We start from the raw sequence: 15,767 nt of genomic DNA, 5'->3' as shown, positions 1-15,767 counted from the left end.
GCCGCAAGAACGCCGGCCCGAAGGTTCGCGCAGGCGTCCCATCCCCCGGCGGGTTCACGCATTTTTTTGACGCTGCGGCCTCCGGCGGCGCACGGGCTTGTTGCCAGGCTGCCACGTCCGCGCCACGGGTGGCGTGCTACGACGATAGGTGACTGCGCGCGACTGCCCGCGCCAGGGGGCATCGAACCGGAATGACGAAGGCCTGATGTTTCTGCCCAACCCCGAAGGATCCCGTCAGGGCCGGCCTCGCCCGCCGCGCGCCGCGACGGGGCTGCTCGTCGCGCTCGCCTGCCTGGCGGGGATGTCCGTTGCGCCGGCCCGGGCCCAGTCCTTCTTCGAGGAGTTGTTCGGCATCGGCCGCGCCGCGCGACCGCCGCAGCCGCCGCGCAACGTGCCGGTGCAGCCGCCCCAGCCCGTCGAGCCCGGCACGCCGATCGCGCCCCCGCCGGGCGACGGGTCCGAGACGCGGTCGAGCGTGCCGGCCCAGCCGCGCCAGCCGGTGGTGCTGCGGGTGCCGGCCGAGGACAACGTCGCGGGACAGACCCTTCTGCTGAACGGGCTGAACGGCTCCCTCAAGATCGAGCGGAGCGGCTCGGCCTACACCGCGCTCGTGAGCCTGCCCGGCACCAGGATCTCGCAGCCCACCGAGAGCTGCACGGTGAAGCTCGCCGAGGGCAAGCCGGTCTCGCTCGCCGCCGAGGGACGCGCGCAGGGCGTCTTCCGCTTCTCGGTCGCCAGCGCCGAATGCCCTCTGCGCTTCGAGATCCTCGACGGCAGCGTGCTCGCCACGCCGCTCGGCTCCGGGCCGGCCTGCACCTTCACCGCCGCCGATTGCGAGACGACCCCCTCGGGCCTCTGGGGGCCGAACGCCGCCGCGCTGATGCCGCAGGCGGGCGAGTTCGACACCGCCCGCGGCGTCGCCGACAAGGCCGTGCGCGACAATTACAAGGTCATGACCCAGCGGGCGCGGGGCAGCGACATCCGCCCGATCGTGCAGGAGCAGGCCGCCTTCTCCTCCGACCGGGAGCAGGCCTGCCGGACCTATGCCCGCGAGGGCGCGCACGGCTACTGCCACCTGCGCTTCACCGAGGCGCGGGCGATCGCCCTCGCCGCGCGGCTCGGCGCCAACACCGCGGCGCCGACGGCGGCCAACGCGCCGCCCCGGCCCCGCCGCAGCCGCGGGGCGGTGGAGGGGATGAACCCCGACGCGCACGGCGCGGAGCCCTTCGCCGACCAATAGGCCGAGGCGGTCTTCGCGACGCCGTAGGCATCGTCGCACGGGCGGAACCGGGCCTTTCGCGCGGATGTTGGCCGAGGTTCACGCGAAGCGAGCCCGGCCATGCCCGACCAGAAGATCGAAGCCTATACCGACCCGGCCGGCGGATGGGGGTCGGCCCGGTCGCTCGTCGACATCCTGACCCGCGAGGAGATCCCGGCCTCCGGCGCGGCGATGCTGATGAAGCAGAACAAGCCGGGCGGCTTCATGTGCGTGTCCTGCGCATGGTCGAAGCCGGCCAAGCCGGCCACGTTCGAATACTGCGAGAACGGCGCCAAGGCGACGGCCTGGGAGCAGACCCGCAAGCGGATCGGCCCGGAATTCTTCGAGCGCCACTCGGTCACCGAACTGCTGACCTGGCCGGACTACGACCTCGAAGAGAAGGGCCGGCTGACCCACCCGCTGCGCTACGATCCGCAGCGCGACCGCTACCTTCCGGTCTCCTGGGAGGAGGCCTTCGTGGAGATCGGCCGCGAGCTGAAGGCTTTGCGCGAGACGGACCCCAGGTCGGCGGTGTTCTACTCCTCGGGCCGGGCCTCTCTGGAGACGAGCTACATGTACGCGCTGTTCGCGCGCATGTACGGCAACAACAACCTGCCCGACTCCTCCAACATGTGCCACGAATCGACCTCGAAGGCGCTGCCGCAATCGATCGGCGTGCCGGTCGGCACGACGGTGCTGGAGGATTTCGAATCGACCGACCTGATCCTGTTCTTCGGGCAGAATGTCGGTTCGAATTCGCCGCGGATGCTCCACCCGCTGCAGGACGCCCGCCGCCGCGGCGTGCCCATCATCACCTTCAATCCCCTGCGGGAGCGCGGACTGGAGCGCTTCACCAACCCGCAATCGCCCGTCGAGATGCTGACCCATTCCTCGACGCAGATCTCGACCCAGTACCACCAGGTGAAGGCGGGCGGCGACATCGCGGCGATCGCCGGCATGTGCAAGGCGCTCTTCGCCGCCGACCGGCAGGCGCAGGACGAGGGCCGCCCGCGCGTCCTCGACACCGACTTCATCGCCGAGCACACGCACGGCTTCGAGAAATTCGAGAAGTTCTGCGACCGGCTCGAATGGCCGGCCCTGGAGACGAAATCCGGCCTCAAGCGGGAGGCCATGGAGGCGGCCGCCGCCGTCTACGCCCGGGCGCGGGCGGCGATCGGCATCTACGGCATGGGGCTGACGCAGCACCGCCGCGGCACCGAGACGGTGCAGATGGTCGTCAACCTGCTGCTCCTGCGCGGCAATATCGGCCGGCCGGGCGCCGGCATCTGCCCCGTGCGCGGCCATTCCAACGTGCAGGGTCAGCGCACGGTCGGCATCGCCGACGAGCCCTCGCTGGTGCCGCTGGACAAGCTCAAGGAGATGTACGGCTTCGAGCCGCCCCGCGAGAAGGGGCTGAACACGGTCGAGACCTGCGAGGGCGTGCTCTCGGGCGAGGTGAAGGCCTTCGTCGGTCTTGGAGGCAACTTCGTGCGGGCGGTCCCCGATACGCGGCGGATGGAGGAGGCGTGGCGCGGGCTCCGGCTCACCGTCCAAGTCTCGACCAAGCTCAACCGCTCGCACCTCGTGCACGGGGAGATCAGCTACATCCTGCCCTGCCTCGGGCGGATCGAGGTGGACGAGCAGGCGAGCGGGCCGCAGGCCGTGTCGATGGAGGATTCGACCTCCTGCTTCCACGGCTCGCGCGGCGTCGCCCGCCCCGTGAGCGACCACGTGCGCTCCGAGCCTTGGATCGTGGCGCAGCTCGCCAAGGCGACCCTGCCGCCCAATCCGAAGGTCGATTGGGACGCCTGGGTCGGCGACTACGCACGGGTGCGCGACGCCATTGAGGCGACCTACCCGGACAAGTTCAAGGACTTCAACGCGCGCCTGTTCGAGCCCGGCGGCCTGCACAAGCCGCTGCCCGCCCGGGAGCGCAAGTGGGAGACCGAGACCGGCCGGGCCAACTTCGCCGTCCCCCCGGACGGGCTCGACATGGACCCGGACATGAAGAGCGACCGGCGCGACGTGCTCGACCTGATCACCCTGCGCTCGAACGACCAGTTCAACACCACGATCTACGGCTATCACGACCGCTTTCGCGGGGTGAAGGGCACGCGGCAGGTGCTGTTCATGAACGAGAACGACATCGAGCGGCTGCATCTGGCCGACGGCGAGTCCGTGGATGTCGTGACCGAGGCCGCCGACGCGTTCGCCCGCGAGGTGAAGGGCTTGCGGATCGTGAAATACGACATCCCCGAGGGTAATTGCGCCGGCTACTACCCGGAGCTGAACGTCCTGATCCCGCTCTGGCACCACGACGCGCAGGCCAAGGTCCCAGCCGCGAAGGCGATCCCGGTGCGCATCGCCAGGGCGGCGGGGCCGGCCGTGCACGATTGAGCCAGCCTGCCGGGCTCAAGCCAGTCTGGCGCTGACTGTGCGGAACCTGCGCCGTCAGCGCCAGGGCGGATTGCACGTTGTGCAAAACGTCACTTGAACACTGTGCAAACTCGGCGCATCTCCGGGGCGTGACGGAACGGGTCACGCCACCGGAGCGATGCCATGTTGACGCTGTTGCGAACGCTTGCCCGCGGCGCCGCCGCCCAGGCCTGCGAGGAGGCCCACGACCGCCACGCCCTCCTCGTGCTGGATCAGCAGATCCGCGAGACGGCCGCCGATCTGGAGCGGGGCCGGCGCAGCCTCGCCGCGGCCATGGCCGGGGACGGTGCCGAGGCGCGCCGCCTCGCCGAGGTCGAGTCCCGCGCGGCCGACCTCGAACTCCGTGCCGTGGCGGCTCTCAGCGCGGGCCGCGAAGATCTGGCCCGCGAGGCGGCCGAGGCGATCGCAGGGCTCGAAGCGGAGCGGGATGCCCTGCGCAAGGCGCGGGCGACCTTCGCCGCCGAGGTGGCGCGGATGCGTGGGGTGCTTGCCGACGCGACCCGGCGTCAGGCGGCCCTGGAGCGCGGACGGCGGGTCGCCGCGGCCTCCGAGGCCGTCCGGCGTCTGCGCCGGACGGAGACCGTGGGCGAACGCGCCACCCTCGGTGAGGCCGAGGCCACGCTGGCGCGCCTCCAGCGGCTCCAGGCCGAGGCGGCGGCGACCGACGAGGCGCTTGCCGCGATCGAGACCCCCGAGGGGACCATCGCCGAACGACTCGAGCGCGAGGGCTTCGGCCCGCCCACCCGCCCCTCCTCCGAGGCCGTGCTCGCCCGCCTGCGCAGCCGCGCCGAGGCCGAACGTTCTCCCTCTGCCTGATCCCTCGTCCGAACCGACAGAGTCACAAGGAACCCTGTGCCATGCCCCAAGAGACTGCGCAGCATACCGGCGCCTGGGTCGTCTTCACCCAGGACTCCTTCATCGCCTCCGCCGCGCTCGTCGGCTTCGGCATCCTGTTCATGCCCCTCGACTTCTGGATGAAGGGCTATCTCGCCATGGGTACGGTGATGCTGGTCCAGTCCTGCATCACCGCCACCAAGACGCTCCGCGACGTCCACGAGGGCCGCCGCATGGTCAACCGTCTGGAGGATGCCCGCACCGAGCGCCTGCTGATGTCGGTCGGCAAGGAGTGACGAAAGACGGCGGTCGGGGGAGACTCGACGCGCGCCCGCGCCGGTCCATATTCCGCTCCATGGACAGTTCGGACGGTGCCCACGCGCGACGGCAGGCGATCATCGATCGCCTGCTCGCCGATGCCCTGCAGCCGGCCGGCGGGGTCGTGCTGCCGAGCCACGACGCCCTGCCGGCGGATATCCGCATGACGGTCGACCGCCTGCTCGCCAAGGCGGATGCGGAGCGACGCCGCTCGCTGACCTACGACGACCTCGAAGAGGCGCTGCCCCCTCGCGACGTGACGGCCGACGACCTGGAGGCGATCTTCTGGGTGCTGGCGGAGTACGGGATCGAGCTGGACGACGGCGAGTAGGAACCGGTCAGCCGGCGGCGCCCAGCAGCAGTCGTGCCGCCGCCGCGCGGGCCTCGTCGGTCACCGTGGCGCCGGCGAGCATCCGGGCGATCTCCTCACGGCGCGCATCCGCCGCAAGCCCGACCACCCGGGTCGTGACCCGCTCGCTCTTCTCCGCGCCCTTGGCCGCCTTGCCGCTCTTCACGCTGTCCTTGGCGATGCGGAAATGGGTCGAGGCGCGGGCGGCGACCTGCGGTGCGTGCGTGACCGCCACCACCTGAACCTGCTCCGAGAGCCGACCGAGCCGCGCCCCGATGGCGTCGGCCACCGCCCCGCCGAGGCCGGTGTCGATCTCGTCGAAGATCAGGGTGGGGGCCGAGCCCTTGCCGGCCAGCACCACCTTGAGGGCGAGCATGAAGCGGGACAGCTCGCCGCCCGAGGCGACCTTCATCATCGGGCCGGCGCGGGTGCCGGGATTGGTCTGCGCCCAGAACTCCACCCGCTCGGTGCCGGCGGCGTCGCGCGAGGCTTCGTCCACGGCGATCTGCGTGATGAAGCGCGCGCCTTCGAGCTTGAGCGGGGGCAACTCGGCCTGGACCGCCGCGTCGAGCGCCTTGGCCGCCTTGCGGCGCCCCTCGCCGAGTCGCTTGGCCGCCTGGGCATAGGCCGTCTCGGACGCGTCCAGCTCCGCCTGAAGACCGGCCAGGGCCTGCTCGCCGGCATCGAGGGCGGCGACATCCGCATCGTAGCGGCTGCGCAGGTCGGCGAGGTCGTCGGCCGGGACCGCGTACTTTCGCGAGGCGGCGCGCAGGGCGAACAGGCGTTCCTCGACCCGCTCCAGCTCGCGCGGATCGAACTCCGCGGCGAGCACGGCCGCGTCCAGGGTGGCCCGGGCCTCGTCGAGGGCGACGAGGGCCGCGTCGAGCGCGGCGATGCTCGGATCGACCAGGGCCGGCACCGTGGCGCTGCGCCGCTCCAGCCGGCGCACGGCGGAGGACAGGTGCGGCACCATCGAGCCCGAGCCGCCGACGAGGTCGAGGGCCTCGTTCAATTCCCGGGCGACCTTCTCGCCCTGCTGCATCACCGTGCGCCGCTCGGCCAGGGTCGCCTCCTCCCCCGCCTGCGGATCCAGGGCGCCCAGTTCCTCCACGGCGTGGCGCAGGAAATCGGCCTCCTTCCGCGCGGCCTCGACCCGCTCGCGCTGCTCGGTGAGGGCGGAGCGCGCGGCGCGTACGCGCTTGGCCGCGGCCGCGACCTGGGCGAGCGGCCCCTGGAGTCCGCCGAAGGCGTCGAGGATGGCGCGGTGGGTGGTGGGATCGGCCAGCGCCCGGTCGTCGTGCTGACCATGGATCTCGACCAGAGCCGTGCCGATCGCCCGCATGGTCTGAACGCCGACCGGCTGGTCGTTGACGAAGGCGCGGGTGCGCCCGTCGGCGAATTGCGTGCGGCGCAGGATCAGGTCGCCGTCGGTGTCGATCTCCGCGGCAGCGGCGATGGTGCGGGCGGGGTGATCGGCACCGACGTCGAACACGGCGGTGACGCCGCCCTGGGCCTCGCCATGGCGCACGAGCCCGCCGTCGCCGCGCCCGCCCAGCGCGAGGGCGAAGGCGTCGAGCAGGATCGATTTTCCCGCACCGGTCTCACCGGTGAGGACGGTCAGCCCCCCGGAGAAGGTCAACTCGAGCTTGTCGATCAGAACGATGTCGCGGATCGCGAGCTGGACGAGCATGAAGCGGCGCCAGGGCCCTGTGCTGGATTGCGCGCCGGTTTAGCCGCAAGCGGCGGAGAGTTCACCCGGAAAGTGGAGAACGGCCGGTGCGGGTAAACAGCCGCGCCATTCGGGCTGCGGCCGGAGGCGGTCCGATCGAGGCCGGAGGACTCAGGGGCCCAACTGAGATAGGAGCGTGCGCATTCGGCTGCGGCCGGCCGGAGGCAGGCGCAGGCCGCCCGGGCCGGTGAGGCATCCGCCGATCGAGAGCGTGCTCCGAGAAACCTGTCGCGACGGGGATCGGGATGACGCCAATTCGTGCGCCTCGGTTCGTGTTCGAGGGCGATGCTTGGGAGAGCGGTCTATGCGGGTCGTCGCGGTCAGCCGGATACTCGACGAGGTCGATATCATCGAGGCTTTCATCCGGCACGCCGCGACCTTCGTCGATCACCACGTCATCCTCGACAACGGAAGCCGTGACGGCACGCTCGACGTCCTGCGGCGCCTCGCCGAAGAGGGAGTGTCGCTGACCGTCTATCAGTCGCCGTCGATCTGCTTCTCGGAGCGGGATATGAACAACTGGCTCTATCAAGAAGCCATACGACACCACGACGCCGATTGGGTCGCCTGTCTCGATGGCGACGAATTCTATGACCAGCGCCATCTGCCCGGGGGCTTGCGGAGCTATCTCCACGAGTTGGAGAACTCACGCGAAAACGTCGTAGCCGTGCGTTTCCCCTGGGTTCACTACAATTACACGACGCACGACGATGCCGCACAGAACCTCGTGCCGCAGCGCATGACCCACCGCACGGATGTGACCGACGACTACAAGATCATTGCGAGTTGGCGGCTCTCAAAGGAGAAGGGCCTCGTGACGGAGGGGCAGCACGATGTGCACTTGCCCCCGCAGAGCACCGGCAAGGTGGTGACGGAGTCGCGTCTGCGGATCGCCCATTTCTCGGAGCGAAATCCGGCTCAGTACGTGACCAAGTTCGTGAGAGGGTGGGCGAAGATCCTCACGGCGGGAGAAGCGTATCAAAGCCGCGGCTATTCGAGCCACTATCGTGGGCCCTTCGAACTTCTTCGCGAGCGGCCCGAACTGCTGCTGAGGTCGGAGGCGTTTCTCAAGACGAAGAACGAGGAACGCTGCCTCGTGAACGATCCGATGGATTACCGGGGCGGCGCGCTGCGCTACACCCCTCCCAACGACCCCGAGATGCAATCGGTCAGGGCGCTGATCGGATTTCTGTCCGAAGTGTCCTCGCGCTACGGCCAGCTCCTGGATGCGGTGCCGGAGGCGCGGGAGCACTCGGAGCGCATCGAGAGGCGGATCGACCGGATTCTCTGATCCGGCTTCTCAGCCCGCCGGGGCAGGCTTCTCGCCCGCAGAGCCGTCGTTCCATGTCGCACGAGCGACTGCGGGCCTCATCGTGATGGCCGATGGGGCGATGCCTCGTCACCGGGCATCGCCGCCGGTGCTTACTCCGCCGCGGCGGTCCGTCCGATCACGCCGCGGTAGATCTTGCTGAGCCAGGAGCCCTTCTCCTCGCGCGGCTCGAGGCCACCGGTCTGCAGGAGCGCGTAGGCGTCCTTGTACCAGGGGCTGTCCGGGAAGTTGTGGCCGAGTACGGCCGCGGCCGTCTGCGCCTCGGCGGTGAGGCCGAGCGCCATGTAGGCCTCGACCAGACGCTCCAGCGCCTCCTCGGCGTGGCGGGTCGTCTGATACTTGCTGACCACGTCGCGGAAGCGGTTGATCGCCGCCGGGAAGGCGCGCTTCTCGAGGTAGAAGCGGCCGACCGCCATCTCCTTGCCGGCGAGCTGGTCGCGGGTGATCTGGATCTTGGCCTTGGCGTCGGCGGCGTATTCGGAGGTCGGATACTTCTGCACCAGTTCCTGAAGAGCCACGAGGGCGCGCTCCGAGCGCTCCTGATCGCGGGTCACGTCCGGGATCTGCTTATATTGCGACATCGCCATCAGGTACTGGGCGTAGGCCGCGTCCTTGCTCGCCGGGTGGCGCTGGAGGTAGCGCTTCGAGGCGTTGATCGCGTCGTCGTACTTCGCGCCCTCGTAATTCGCGTAGGCCGTCATCAGCAGGCCTTTCCGCGACCAGTCGGAATAGGTGTACTGCTTGTCGAGCTGGTCGAAGGACTTGGAGGCGGCCTCGTAGTCCCGGTCCTCCATCTTCGCCAGGCCCTGGCTGTAGAGCTTGTCGGCCGGCGTGTCCGGGATGGCTTCGGGCTTGTACTTCTCGTTGAACAGGCCCGTCGGGTCGAGGGCGTCGCAGCCGCCGAGCCCCAGGCCCAGGCTCAGGAGCACGGCCACCATCGCGCCACGGGTCGGGAAGGTCAGAGGCATCGCGGTCAAATCCCTGTCAGGCCCGACCGCTTCGACGGCGGCGCGGCCTACGCGCAGGCTGTACGGTTGGAGGCCGATTCGGGCACGAAGACGGCAGGTGCGAACGAACCGTTCATGCCATCCGCCCGTCGTGCAGTTGAGGCGCCGATGTGGCCTGCCGGTTACAGTTCGGCGGCGAAGGCGGCGATGCCGAGACCGGCGCCGAACTCGGCCCGGGCGGTTTCGCGGCGGGTGCCCTGGCCCTCGACGATGGCGTAGTTCGCGCGGTCGGCGAACAGGGCTTCGAGGATGCCGACATTCATGCGGTGGCCGCCGCAATAGGAGCGGTAGGCGCTTTGGATCGGCAGCCCGGCCAGCGCGAGATCGCCGACCGCATCGAGGAACTTGTGGCGGACGAACTCGTCCGCGTAGCGCAGGCCTTCCGGGTTGACGACCGCGGTCTCGCCGACGGCGACCGTGTTGTCGAGGGAGGCGCCCAGCGCGAAGCCGGCTTTCCAGTAGCGCTCCACGTCCTTCATCATGCCGAAGGTGCGGGCGCCCGCGATCTCGCGGCGGTAGGCGGCCGGGGTGAGGTCCATCGCCTTGCGCGAGCGGCCGATCACCGGGGATTCGAAGTCGATCTCCACGTCGAGGCGGAAGCCGCGGTCGATCGGGCGGAGTTCGGCGAAGGCGCGGCCGGCCTCGATGCGGACCGGCTGGAGCACCTTGATCCAGCGGCGCGCGGCGCCGCAGGTGGAGAGGCCGACGCTGTCGATCGCCTGGACGAAGGGACGGGCGCTGCCGTCGAGGATCGGCATTTCGGGGCCGTCGATCTCGACCAGAGCGTTGTCGACGCCGAGCCCGTAGAGGGCCGACATCAGGTGCTCGATGGTGGCGACGGCACCGGTCTCGACATCACCGATGACGGTGCAGAGTTCGGTGGCGGAGACGCAGGCGTAGTGGGCCTTGATCAGCCGGTCGTTGCCGGTCGTGGTGCCCGTTCGGAGGAACGCGATACCGTGGTTGGCTGGAGCGGGGTGGATCGTGATCTCTGCCGGGTTTCCGGAGTGAACTCCGATTCCGGTGAGGGTCACGGACGTTTTGAGCGTTGTTTGTTGGTTCGTCCGCATACCTTAGCCCTCGGCCAGGATCCTGCCCGCGCACCCCCGTTTCGGGGGCACGGTGTGGGGAAGTCCGTCCGCTGCTTGAAGCCTCTGCGAGCGCTGTCGGGTCGAGCGACCGTCCGCGCCTTCTGTCGTTCCGGAAGCGTGTATAGCTGTGGCAATCAGGGCGGCCAAATCACGGATTCTTACGATCTGTTACAGCCACGGTTTCGCCACGATTTCTGAAAACCAATTTGAATTCAGTACGTTAACAAACAGATAAACCCGGGACCTTGCGGTCCCGGGCCTGTGGCTGAAATATCCCAGTGCGGTCCGATAGGGGCCCGGTTGCCCCCACCGATCCACAGGCAATCCGTGCTCAGTTCGCCTGACGGCGAAGGAAAGCGGGGATTTCGAGCTGGTCGTCTTCCATCATCCGGGGCGGCAGGGCGCGGCCCTGCGCGTCCAGATTGCCCTGAGCCGGGCGGTATTGCGGCGCCTGGGGCGCCGGAGCGCGCAGGGCCGGCTCGACGCGCGGCGCCGCGACCGGGGCCGGAGCGGGGGCGCGGGCGGCCGGGACCGGGGCGGTCTCGGCCTCCTCGCGGCGACCGCCGAAGCCGACGGTGGCCAGGCGGCGCAGCAGGGTCATGCGCTTGGAATCCTGGCTCGGCTCGGCCTGAGGCTCCTCGCCGCGGCTCTTGAGGATCTGCGCCTGGGTGTGGGGCGGCAGGTCCGAGATCTGCGGCATGCGCGGCGCGCGGGCGATCTGCGGGCGCGGCGGCACGTAGGGGCCGTTCGCCTGGGCGACGGGCTCCGGCGCGCTCATCGGAGCCGGCGGCTCGTAGGCGGGCACGGCGGCCCGGGCGGGCGCGTGGGTCAGGACGACATCGTGGTGATGCGCCATCGGGGCGGGCTCGGCGCGCAGGGGCTCGGCACGAAGGGGTTCCGGCGCGGCGGGCTCGGCGAGAAGCGGCCGGGACGCGGGGGCGGATTGCGGCTCGGGCGACGCGGCGCGGGCCGCGGGCTGATGAACCGGCTGGTGCGTCGAGGCGGGGCTCAGCGCGGCGGAGGCGCGGGCCCGGGCCTCCGAGCGCAGGCGCTCGGCCACCTCGGCGATGCGCTGCTCGGTCTGGGCGATCTCCGGGTTGTTCGGGGAATCGGCCGAGATCAGCGCCGGCTCGATGCCGGTGGCGACCACGGAGACGCGGATGATGCCGTCGAGGCTCTCGTCGAAGGTGGCGCCGAGGATGATGTTGGCATCCGAATCGACTTCCTCGCGAATCCGCGTCGCGGCCTCGTCGAGTTCGTACAGGGTGAGGTCCGAGCCGCCGGTGATCGAGATCAGCAGGCCGCGCGCGCCCTTCATCGACACGTCGTCGAGGAGCGGGTTGGCGATGGCGGCTTCCGCGGCGCGGTTGGCGCGGTTCTCGCCGGAGGCCTCGCCCGTGCCCATCATCGCTTTGCCCATGCCGCGCATGATCGCGCGCACGTCGGCGAAGTCGAGGTTGATCAGGCCTTCCTTGACCATCAGGTCGGTGATGCAGGCCACGCCCGAGTAGAGCACCTGGTCGGCCATCGCGAAGGCGTCGGCGAAGGTGGTCTTCTCGTTGGCGACCCGGAACAGGTTCTGGTTCGGGATCACGATCAGGGTGTCGACCGCCGCCTGAAGCTCCTGGATGCCGGCTTCCGCCGTGCGCATCCGGCGCATGCCCTCGAACTGGAAGGGCTTGGTGACGACGCCGACCGTGAGGATGCCCATGTCACGCGCCGCGCGGGCGATGACGGGGGCCGCGCCCGTGCCGGTGCCGCCGCCCATGCCGGCGGTGATGAAGGCCATGTGCGCGCCCGAGAGCTGGTCGCGGATCTCGTCGATCACCTCCTCGGCCGCCGCCGAGCCGACTTCCGGGTGCGAGCCGGCGCCGAGGCCCTGCGTGACGCCGATGCCCATCTGGATGACCCGCTCGGCCTTCGAGGAGGTGAGCGCCTGGGCGTCGGTGTTGGCCACGACGAACTCGCAGCCCAGCAGGCCCGACTCGATCATGTTGTTGACGGCGTTGCCGCCCGCGCCGCCGACACCGAAGACGGTGATACGGGGCTTGAGTTCCCGGATGTCCGGAGCCTGAAGAGAGATGGCCATGTGGTCGTGCCCTTCGTGACTTTCGATTGCCTGGTTCGACGCCGTGTTCGACGCCTGCCCTGTCTTGCTTGTCCCGCGCTGGCCTCGCTCCGGCGCGGGTCGTCCTTCAGAAGCTTTCCCGGATCCAGCGACCGACCCGGGAGAAGTATCCGTCCGTTCCCGTGCCGGCGAAGGCGCCCTGCCCCCGCGGCTCGAAATGCTCCGCATGCGCCACCTGCGGGTAGACCAGCAGGCCGACGGCGGCCGAGAAGGCGGGCCCCTTGGCCGCCTCGGGCAGGCCGCGGATGCCAAGCGGGCGCCCGATCCGAACCTGTCCCTGGAGGATGCGGCGGGCCGTTTCCGGCAGGCCGACGAGCTGGCTGGCGCCGCCCGTGAGCACCACCCGGCGCCCGGCCTGGGCACCGAAGCCCGCCCCGCGCAGGCGGTCGCGCACGAGTTCGAGCACCTCCTCGACCCGCGGCTTGACGATGCGCACGAGCTGCGAGCGCGGCACGTGGCCGGGAGCCTCGCCCTCGTCCTCGCCGACGCCGTGCACGGCGATCATGTCCCGCTCGTCGGAGGCCGTGGCGATGGCCGAGCCGTAGAGGGTCTTGAGCCGCTCGGCGACGGAGACGCGGGTGGAGAGGCCGCGGGCGATGTCCATGGTGACGTGGTGCCCGCCGACCGCGATCGCGTCGCAATGGACGAGGTGCCCGCCCATGAAGACGCCGACGCTGGTGGTGCCCCCGCCCATATCGACCACGGCGCAGCCGAGTTCCGCCTCGTCGTCCACGAGGGCGGAGAGGCCGGCCGCGTAGGGCGTGGCGATCACCGCGTCGACCCCGAGATGGCAGTGCTCGACCGCCAGCATCAGGTTGCGCGCGGCGGCCGCTTCCGCGGTGACGACGTGCAGATCGACGCCGAGCGCGCTGCCGATCATGCCCGACGGATCGATCACCGCGCCCTGCCCGTCGAGCGCGTAGCCGATCGGCAGGGCGTGCAGCACGGCCCGGCCGGGGCTGACGCCGTGGGCGCTCGCGGTCTCCAGCACGCGCTCCACGTCGGCGCCGGTGACGGTGCCGGAGCGGACGTTCACCCGCGCCTCGAAATGCTGCGAGGCGAGGCGCCCGCCGGAGATGTTGACGATGACCGACTGGACCTCGGCCTTGGCCATCCGCTCGGCGGCGTGGACCGCCTGACGGATCGCGCCCTCGGCCGCCTCCAGATCGACGATGGCGCCGCCCTTCAGACCCAGCGAGCGCTGGTGGCCGATGCCGATGATGCGGGCGAGATGGGTGCGCCCGCGTAAGGTCGACATCGCCTCGGCCGGCTGCAGCTCGGCAATGAGGCAGACGACCTTGCTGGTTCCGATATCGAGCACCGAGAGCGTCGCGCTCCGGCGGGCGGAGAGCGGCTTCAGGCGCGGCGTGAGGCCGTGATGGGTCTGCATCGGACGCTACCGGAACTCGCGGCGAAGGGCTCGGGACGGTACGGAGAGGCGGGCGGTTCGGGACGGGCTCATGTCGCCGTCCCCTTCTTCGGCTTCTTGCGGCTCTCGGCCCGGGCGGCCGCGGCCTCCTCGGTCAGGCGCACCACGACGCGGTCGGCCATGCGCAGATCGACGGCGATGATGTCCTTCTCCAGAATCCGGTTCTCCCGCTCCAGGCGGACGAGCCGGGCCAGAGCCGCGGCGGGTTCGGATTCGGGCAGGCGGATGTCGACGCCGTCGAGCTTGAGCGTCCAGCGCCGGCCGGAGACGTAGGTACCGGCGCGGATGCGCGCGCCGAGCGGCCCAGCGGCCTCGATCAGGCCGAGATATTCCTGAAGGCGCTCGTTGGCGCCCGCGCCCACCACGAGGGGCAGGTTGACGTAGCGCTCGTCGCGCAGGTCGTCGACGACCTTGCCGTCGGCGGCGATCACCTGAATCTCGCCGTTCTGCTGCCAGAGGGCGGCGGGCTCGCGCTCGACCTGATTGATGACGATCTCGTTGGGGTAGAGCTTGCGCACGGAGACGCTGGCGATCAGCTTCTCGGCGAGCAGGCGCTCACGGGTGCGATCCACGTCGAGGAAGGGCACGGAGGAGCGCCAGTCGATGCCGGCGGCCTGCAGCACCTCGCGCTCGTACATCCGCGAGAGACCGGTGATGGTGACGCGCTCGACGCCGAAGCCGGCGAGCCGGGCGAGGATGTCGACGGGCCGGCCGTTCTCGGCCACGAAGCCGTCGTAGCGCCCGCTCACGACGAAGCCGGCGAGAGCGATGCCGCCGGCGAGCCCGGCGATCAGCGCCGTGCCCGCGAGCCGCGGCACGCGCGCCTCGATCGGCACCGCCGGCCGGAGGCGGCGTGCCGACGAGAACCGCCTGAGGATCCTCGGGAGCCGCAGGCCCGCGAGGAGTCCGCCGCTGCCGGGGGTGCCGGCGGCGTTCAGCGGTTGAGAGAAGCGTCCTCCACCATCCATCGGACGAGTTCACCGAAACTCAGGCCTGCGTGGGCCGCGATCTCCGGCACAAGGCTCGTCTGGGTCATCCCTGGCTGCGTGTTGACCTCCAGGACGACGAGGGCGCCGGTTCCCCCCGGCGTGTCGTCGTAACGAAGGTCGGCACGGCTGACGCCACGGCATCCCAGTGCTTGATGCGCCGTTAACGCCAACTCTTGGACACGCTGGTAAAGATTTAGTTTAAGATCGGCCGGAAGGACGTGGATCGACCCCCCTCCGGCGTACTTCGCATCGAAGTCGTACCACTCCCCCGAGACGGGCTTGATCTCGGTCACCCCGAGCGCCCGGTCGCCCAGCACCGCGCAGGTCAGCTCGCGGCCGGCAACGTAAGTCTCCGCAAGGACTTCCTCGCCGTAGACCCACGCGTCGGAGGCCAGGATCCGGGGCGATTCCGAGGCCGCGTCGCGCACGATGATGACCCCCATGGAGGAGCCCTCGGCGATCGGCTTCACGACATAGGGAGGGGTTAACGGGTGTGACTTCGCCGCATCATGACGGTTAACGACCCGGCCCTCGGGAACGCTGACTCCGGCCGCGCGCATGACCGTTTTGGCACGCTCCTTGTGCATCGCCAGTGCCGAGGCCAGCACGCCGGAATGGGTGTAGGGGATCTTCAGGATCTCCAGGAGGCCCTGGATCGTGCCGTCCTCGCCGGCCGGGCCGTGGAGCGCGTTGAGCGCCGCGTCGGGCGCCAGCTCGGTCAGCACCGTCGCGATGTCGGGCCCGACATCGACGCGGGTGACGCGGTACCCCTCCCCTTCCAGCGCCCCGGCGCAGGCATGGCCGGAGCGAAGCGAGATTTCCCGCTCGGAAGACCAGCCGCCCATCAGGACGGCGACGTGCTTGGACAT

Annotated in this window: 13 protein-coding genes; 6 read left to right on the top strand and 7 right to left on the bottom strand. The window is 70.2% G+C overall.

The features are described from left to right. Positions 1 to 205 precede the first annotated feature (205 nt). The 5 genes from ACPCJR_RS02755 to ACPCJR_RS02735 all read left to right on the top strand — a co-directional run bounded on the left by ACPCJR_RS02755 (position 206) and on the right by ACPCJR_RS02735 (position 5,177). On the top strand, positions 206 to 1,240 hold the full coding sequence (locus ACPCJR_RS02755) for a hypothetical protein (protein WP_391510800.1): 1,035 nt from the start codon (positions 206 to 208) through the stop codon (positions 1,238 to 1,240). 99 nt (positions 1,241 to 1,339) lie between these two features. Next, on the top strand, positions 1,340 to 3,655 hold the full coding sequence (locus ACPCJR_RS02750) for an FdhF/YdeP family oxidoreductase (RefSeq protein ID WP_391510801.1): 2,316 nt from the start codon (positions 1,340 to 1,342) through the stop codon (positions 3,653 to 3,655). A 162-nt stretch (positions 3,656 to 3,817) separates the two neighbouring features. Then, positions 3,818 to 4,510, top strand: a complete 693-nt coding sequence (locus ACPCJR_RS02745) for a PspA/IM30 family protein (protein ID WP_391510802.1) — start codon at positions 3,818 to 3,820, stop codon at positions 4,508 to 4,510. A 41-nt stretch (positions 4,511 to 4,551) separates the two neighbouring features. Further along, positions 4,552 to 4,824, top strand: a complete 273-nt coding sequence (locus tag ACPCJR_RS02740; protein ID WP_391510803.1) for a YiaA/YiaB family inner membrane protein — start codon at positions 4,552 to 4,554, stop codon at positions 4,822 to 4,824. 59 nt (positions 4,825 to 4,883) lie between these two features. Then, complete coding sequence (locus tag ACPCJR_RS02735) at positions 4,884 to 5,177, top strand: RNA polymerase sigma factor region1.1 domain-containing protein (protein WP_391510804.1); 294 nt, start codon at positions 4,884 to 4,886, stop codon at positions 5,175 to 5,177. A 7-nt stretch (positions 5,178 to 5,184) separates the two neighbouring features. Here ACPCJR_RS02735 and recN read toward each other — a convergent pair whose 3' ends face one another. Continuing rightward, the gene (gene recN, locus ACPCJR_RS02730) at positions 5,185 to 6,885 is read right to left on the bottom strand and encodes a DNA repair protein RecN (protein ID WP_391510805.1); all 1,701 of its coding nucleotides are present in this window, start codon (positions 6,883 to 6,885) and stop codon (positions 5,185 to 5,187) included. 343 nt (positions 6,886 to 7,228) lie between these two features. On the opposite strand from recN, the gene ACPCJR_RS02725 reads away from it, so the two are divergent. Beyond that, a complete protein-coding gene (locus ACPCJR_RS02725) occupies positions 7,229 to 8,215 on the top strand; it encodes a glycosyltransferase family 2 protein (RefSeq protein ID WP_391510806.1) in 987 nt (328 codons plus the stop codon). 131 nt (positions 8,216 to 8,346) lie between these two features. On the opposite strand, the gene ACPCJR_RS02720 is transcribed toward ACPCJR_RS02725, so the two are convergent. The 6 genes from ACPCJR_RS02720 to ACPCJR_RS02695 all read right to left on the bottom strand — a co-directional run bounded on the left by ACPCJR_RS02720 (position 8,347) and on the right by ACPCJR_RS02695 (position 15,767). Continuing rightward, entirely contained in the window at positions 8,347 to 9,222 is an 876-nt protein-coding gene (locus ACPCJR_RS02720; protein WP_110350243.1) for an outer membrane protein assembly factor BamD, read from the bottom strand. A gap of 161 nt (positions 9,223 to 9,383) precedes the next feature. Next, the gene (lpxC, locus tag ACPCJR_RS02715) at positions 9,384 to 10,331 is read right to left on the bottom strand and encodes a UDP-3-O-acyl-N-acetylglucosamine deacetylase (protein WP_391510807.1); all 948 of its coding nucleotides are present in this window, start codon (positions 10,329 to 10,331) and stop codon (positions 9,384 to 9,386) included. 352 nt (positions 10,332 to 10,683) lie between these two features. Continuing rightward, complete coding sequence (gene ftsZ, locus ACPCJR_RS02710; RefSeq protein WP_391510808.1) at positions 10,684 to 12,441, bottom strand: cell division protein FtsZ; 1,758 nt, start codon at positions 12,439 to 12,441, stop codon at positions 10,684 to 10,686. Between the two features lie 106 nt (positions 12,442 to 12,547). Beyond that, entirely contained in the window at positions 12,548 to 13,870 is a 1,323-nt protein-coding gene (ftsA, locus tag ACPCJR_RS02705; RefSeq protein WP_391510809.1) for a cell division protein FtsA, read from the bottom strand. Positions 13,871 to 13,938: 68 nt separating this feature from the next. Then, a complete protein-coding gene (locus tag ACPCJR_RS02700) occupies positions 13,939 to 14,877 on the bottom strand; it encodes a cell division protein FtsQ/DivIB (RefSeq protein WP_391510810.1) in 939 nt (312 codons plus the stop codon). After that, on the bottom strand, positions 14,844 to 15,767 hold the full coding sequence (locus ACPCJR_RS02695) for a D-alanine--D-alanine ligase (protein ID WP_391510811.1): 924 nt from the start codon (positions 15,765 to 15,767) through the stop codon (positions 14,844 to 14,846). Before ACPCJR_RS02695 ends, ACPCJR_RS02700 begins: the two co-directional genes overlap by 34 nt.

This window comes from Methylobacterium sp. NPDC097929 (assembly GCF_049543375.1).
Lineage (GTDB): Bacteria > Pseudomonadota > Alphaproteobacteria > Rhizobiales > Beijerinckiaceae > Methylobacterium.
Note: the sequence above shows the minus strand (reverse complement) of the source record. Positions and strands in the feature narration are given on the sequence as shown.

Excerpts from the sequence above, each read along its gene's own strand:
- ACPCJR_RS02735 (WP_391510804.1), top strand. The coding sequence starts at position 4,884 with ATGGACAGTTCGGACGGTGCCCACGCGCGACGGCAGGCGATCATCGAT.
- ACPCJR_RS02695 (WP_391510811.1), bottom strand. The coding sequence starts at position 15,767 with ATGTCCAAGCACGTCGCCGTCCTGATGGGCGGCTGGTCTTCCGAGCGG.
- ACPCJR_RS02750 (WP_391510801.1), top strand. The coding sequence starts at position 1,340 with ATGCCCGACCAGAAGATCGAAGCCTATACCGACCCGGCCGGCGGATGG.
- ftsZ (WP_391510808.1), bottom strand. The coding sequence starts at position 12,441 with ATGGCCATCTCTCTTCAGGCTCCGGACATCCGGGAACTCAAGCCCCGT.
- recN (WP_391510805.1), bottom strand. The coding sequence starts at position 6,885 with ATGCTCGTCCAGCTCGCGATCCGCGACATCGTTCTGATCGACAAGCTC.
- ACPCJR_RS02700 (WP_391510810.1), bottom strand. The coding sequence starts at position 14,877 with ATGGATGGTGGAGGACGCTTCTCTCAACCGCTGAACGCCGCCGGCACC.
- ACPCJR_RS02725 (WP_391510806.1), top strand. The coding sequence starts at position 7,229 with ATGCGGGTCGTCGCGGTCAGCCGGATACTCGACGAGGTCGATATCATC.
- ACPCJR_RS02720 (WP_110350243.1), bottom strand. The coding sequence starts at position 9,222 with ATGCCTCTGACCTTCCCGACCCGTGGCGCGATGGTGGCCGTGCTCCTG.
- ACPCJR_RS02755 (WP_391510800.1), top strand. The coding sequence starts at position 206 with ATGTTTCTGCCCAACCCCGAAGGATCCCGTCAGGGCCGGCCTCGCCCG.
- ftsA (WP_391510809.1), bottom strand. The coding sequence starts at position 13,870 with ATGCAGACCCATCACGGCCTCACGCCGCGCCTGAAGCCGCTCTCCGCC.
- ACPCJR_RS02740 (WP_391510803.1), top strand. The coding sequence starts at position 4,552 with ATGCCCCAAGAGACTGCGCAGCATACCGGCGCCTGGGTCGTCTTCACC.
- lpxC (WP_391510807.1), bottom strand. The coding sequence starts at position 10,331 with ATGCGGACGAACCAACAAACAACGCTCAAAACGTCCGTGACCCTCACC.
- ACPCJR_RS02745 (WP_391510802.1), top strand. The coding sequence starts at position 3,818 with ATGTTGACGCTGTTGCGAACGCTTGCCCGCGGCGCCGCCGCCCAGGCC.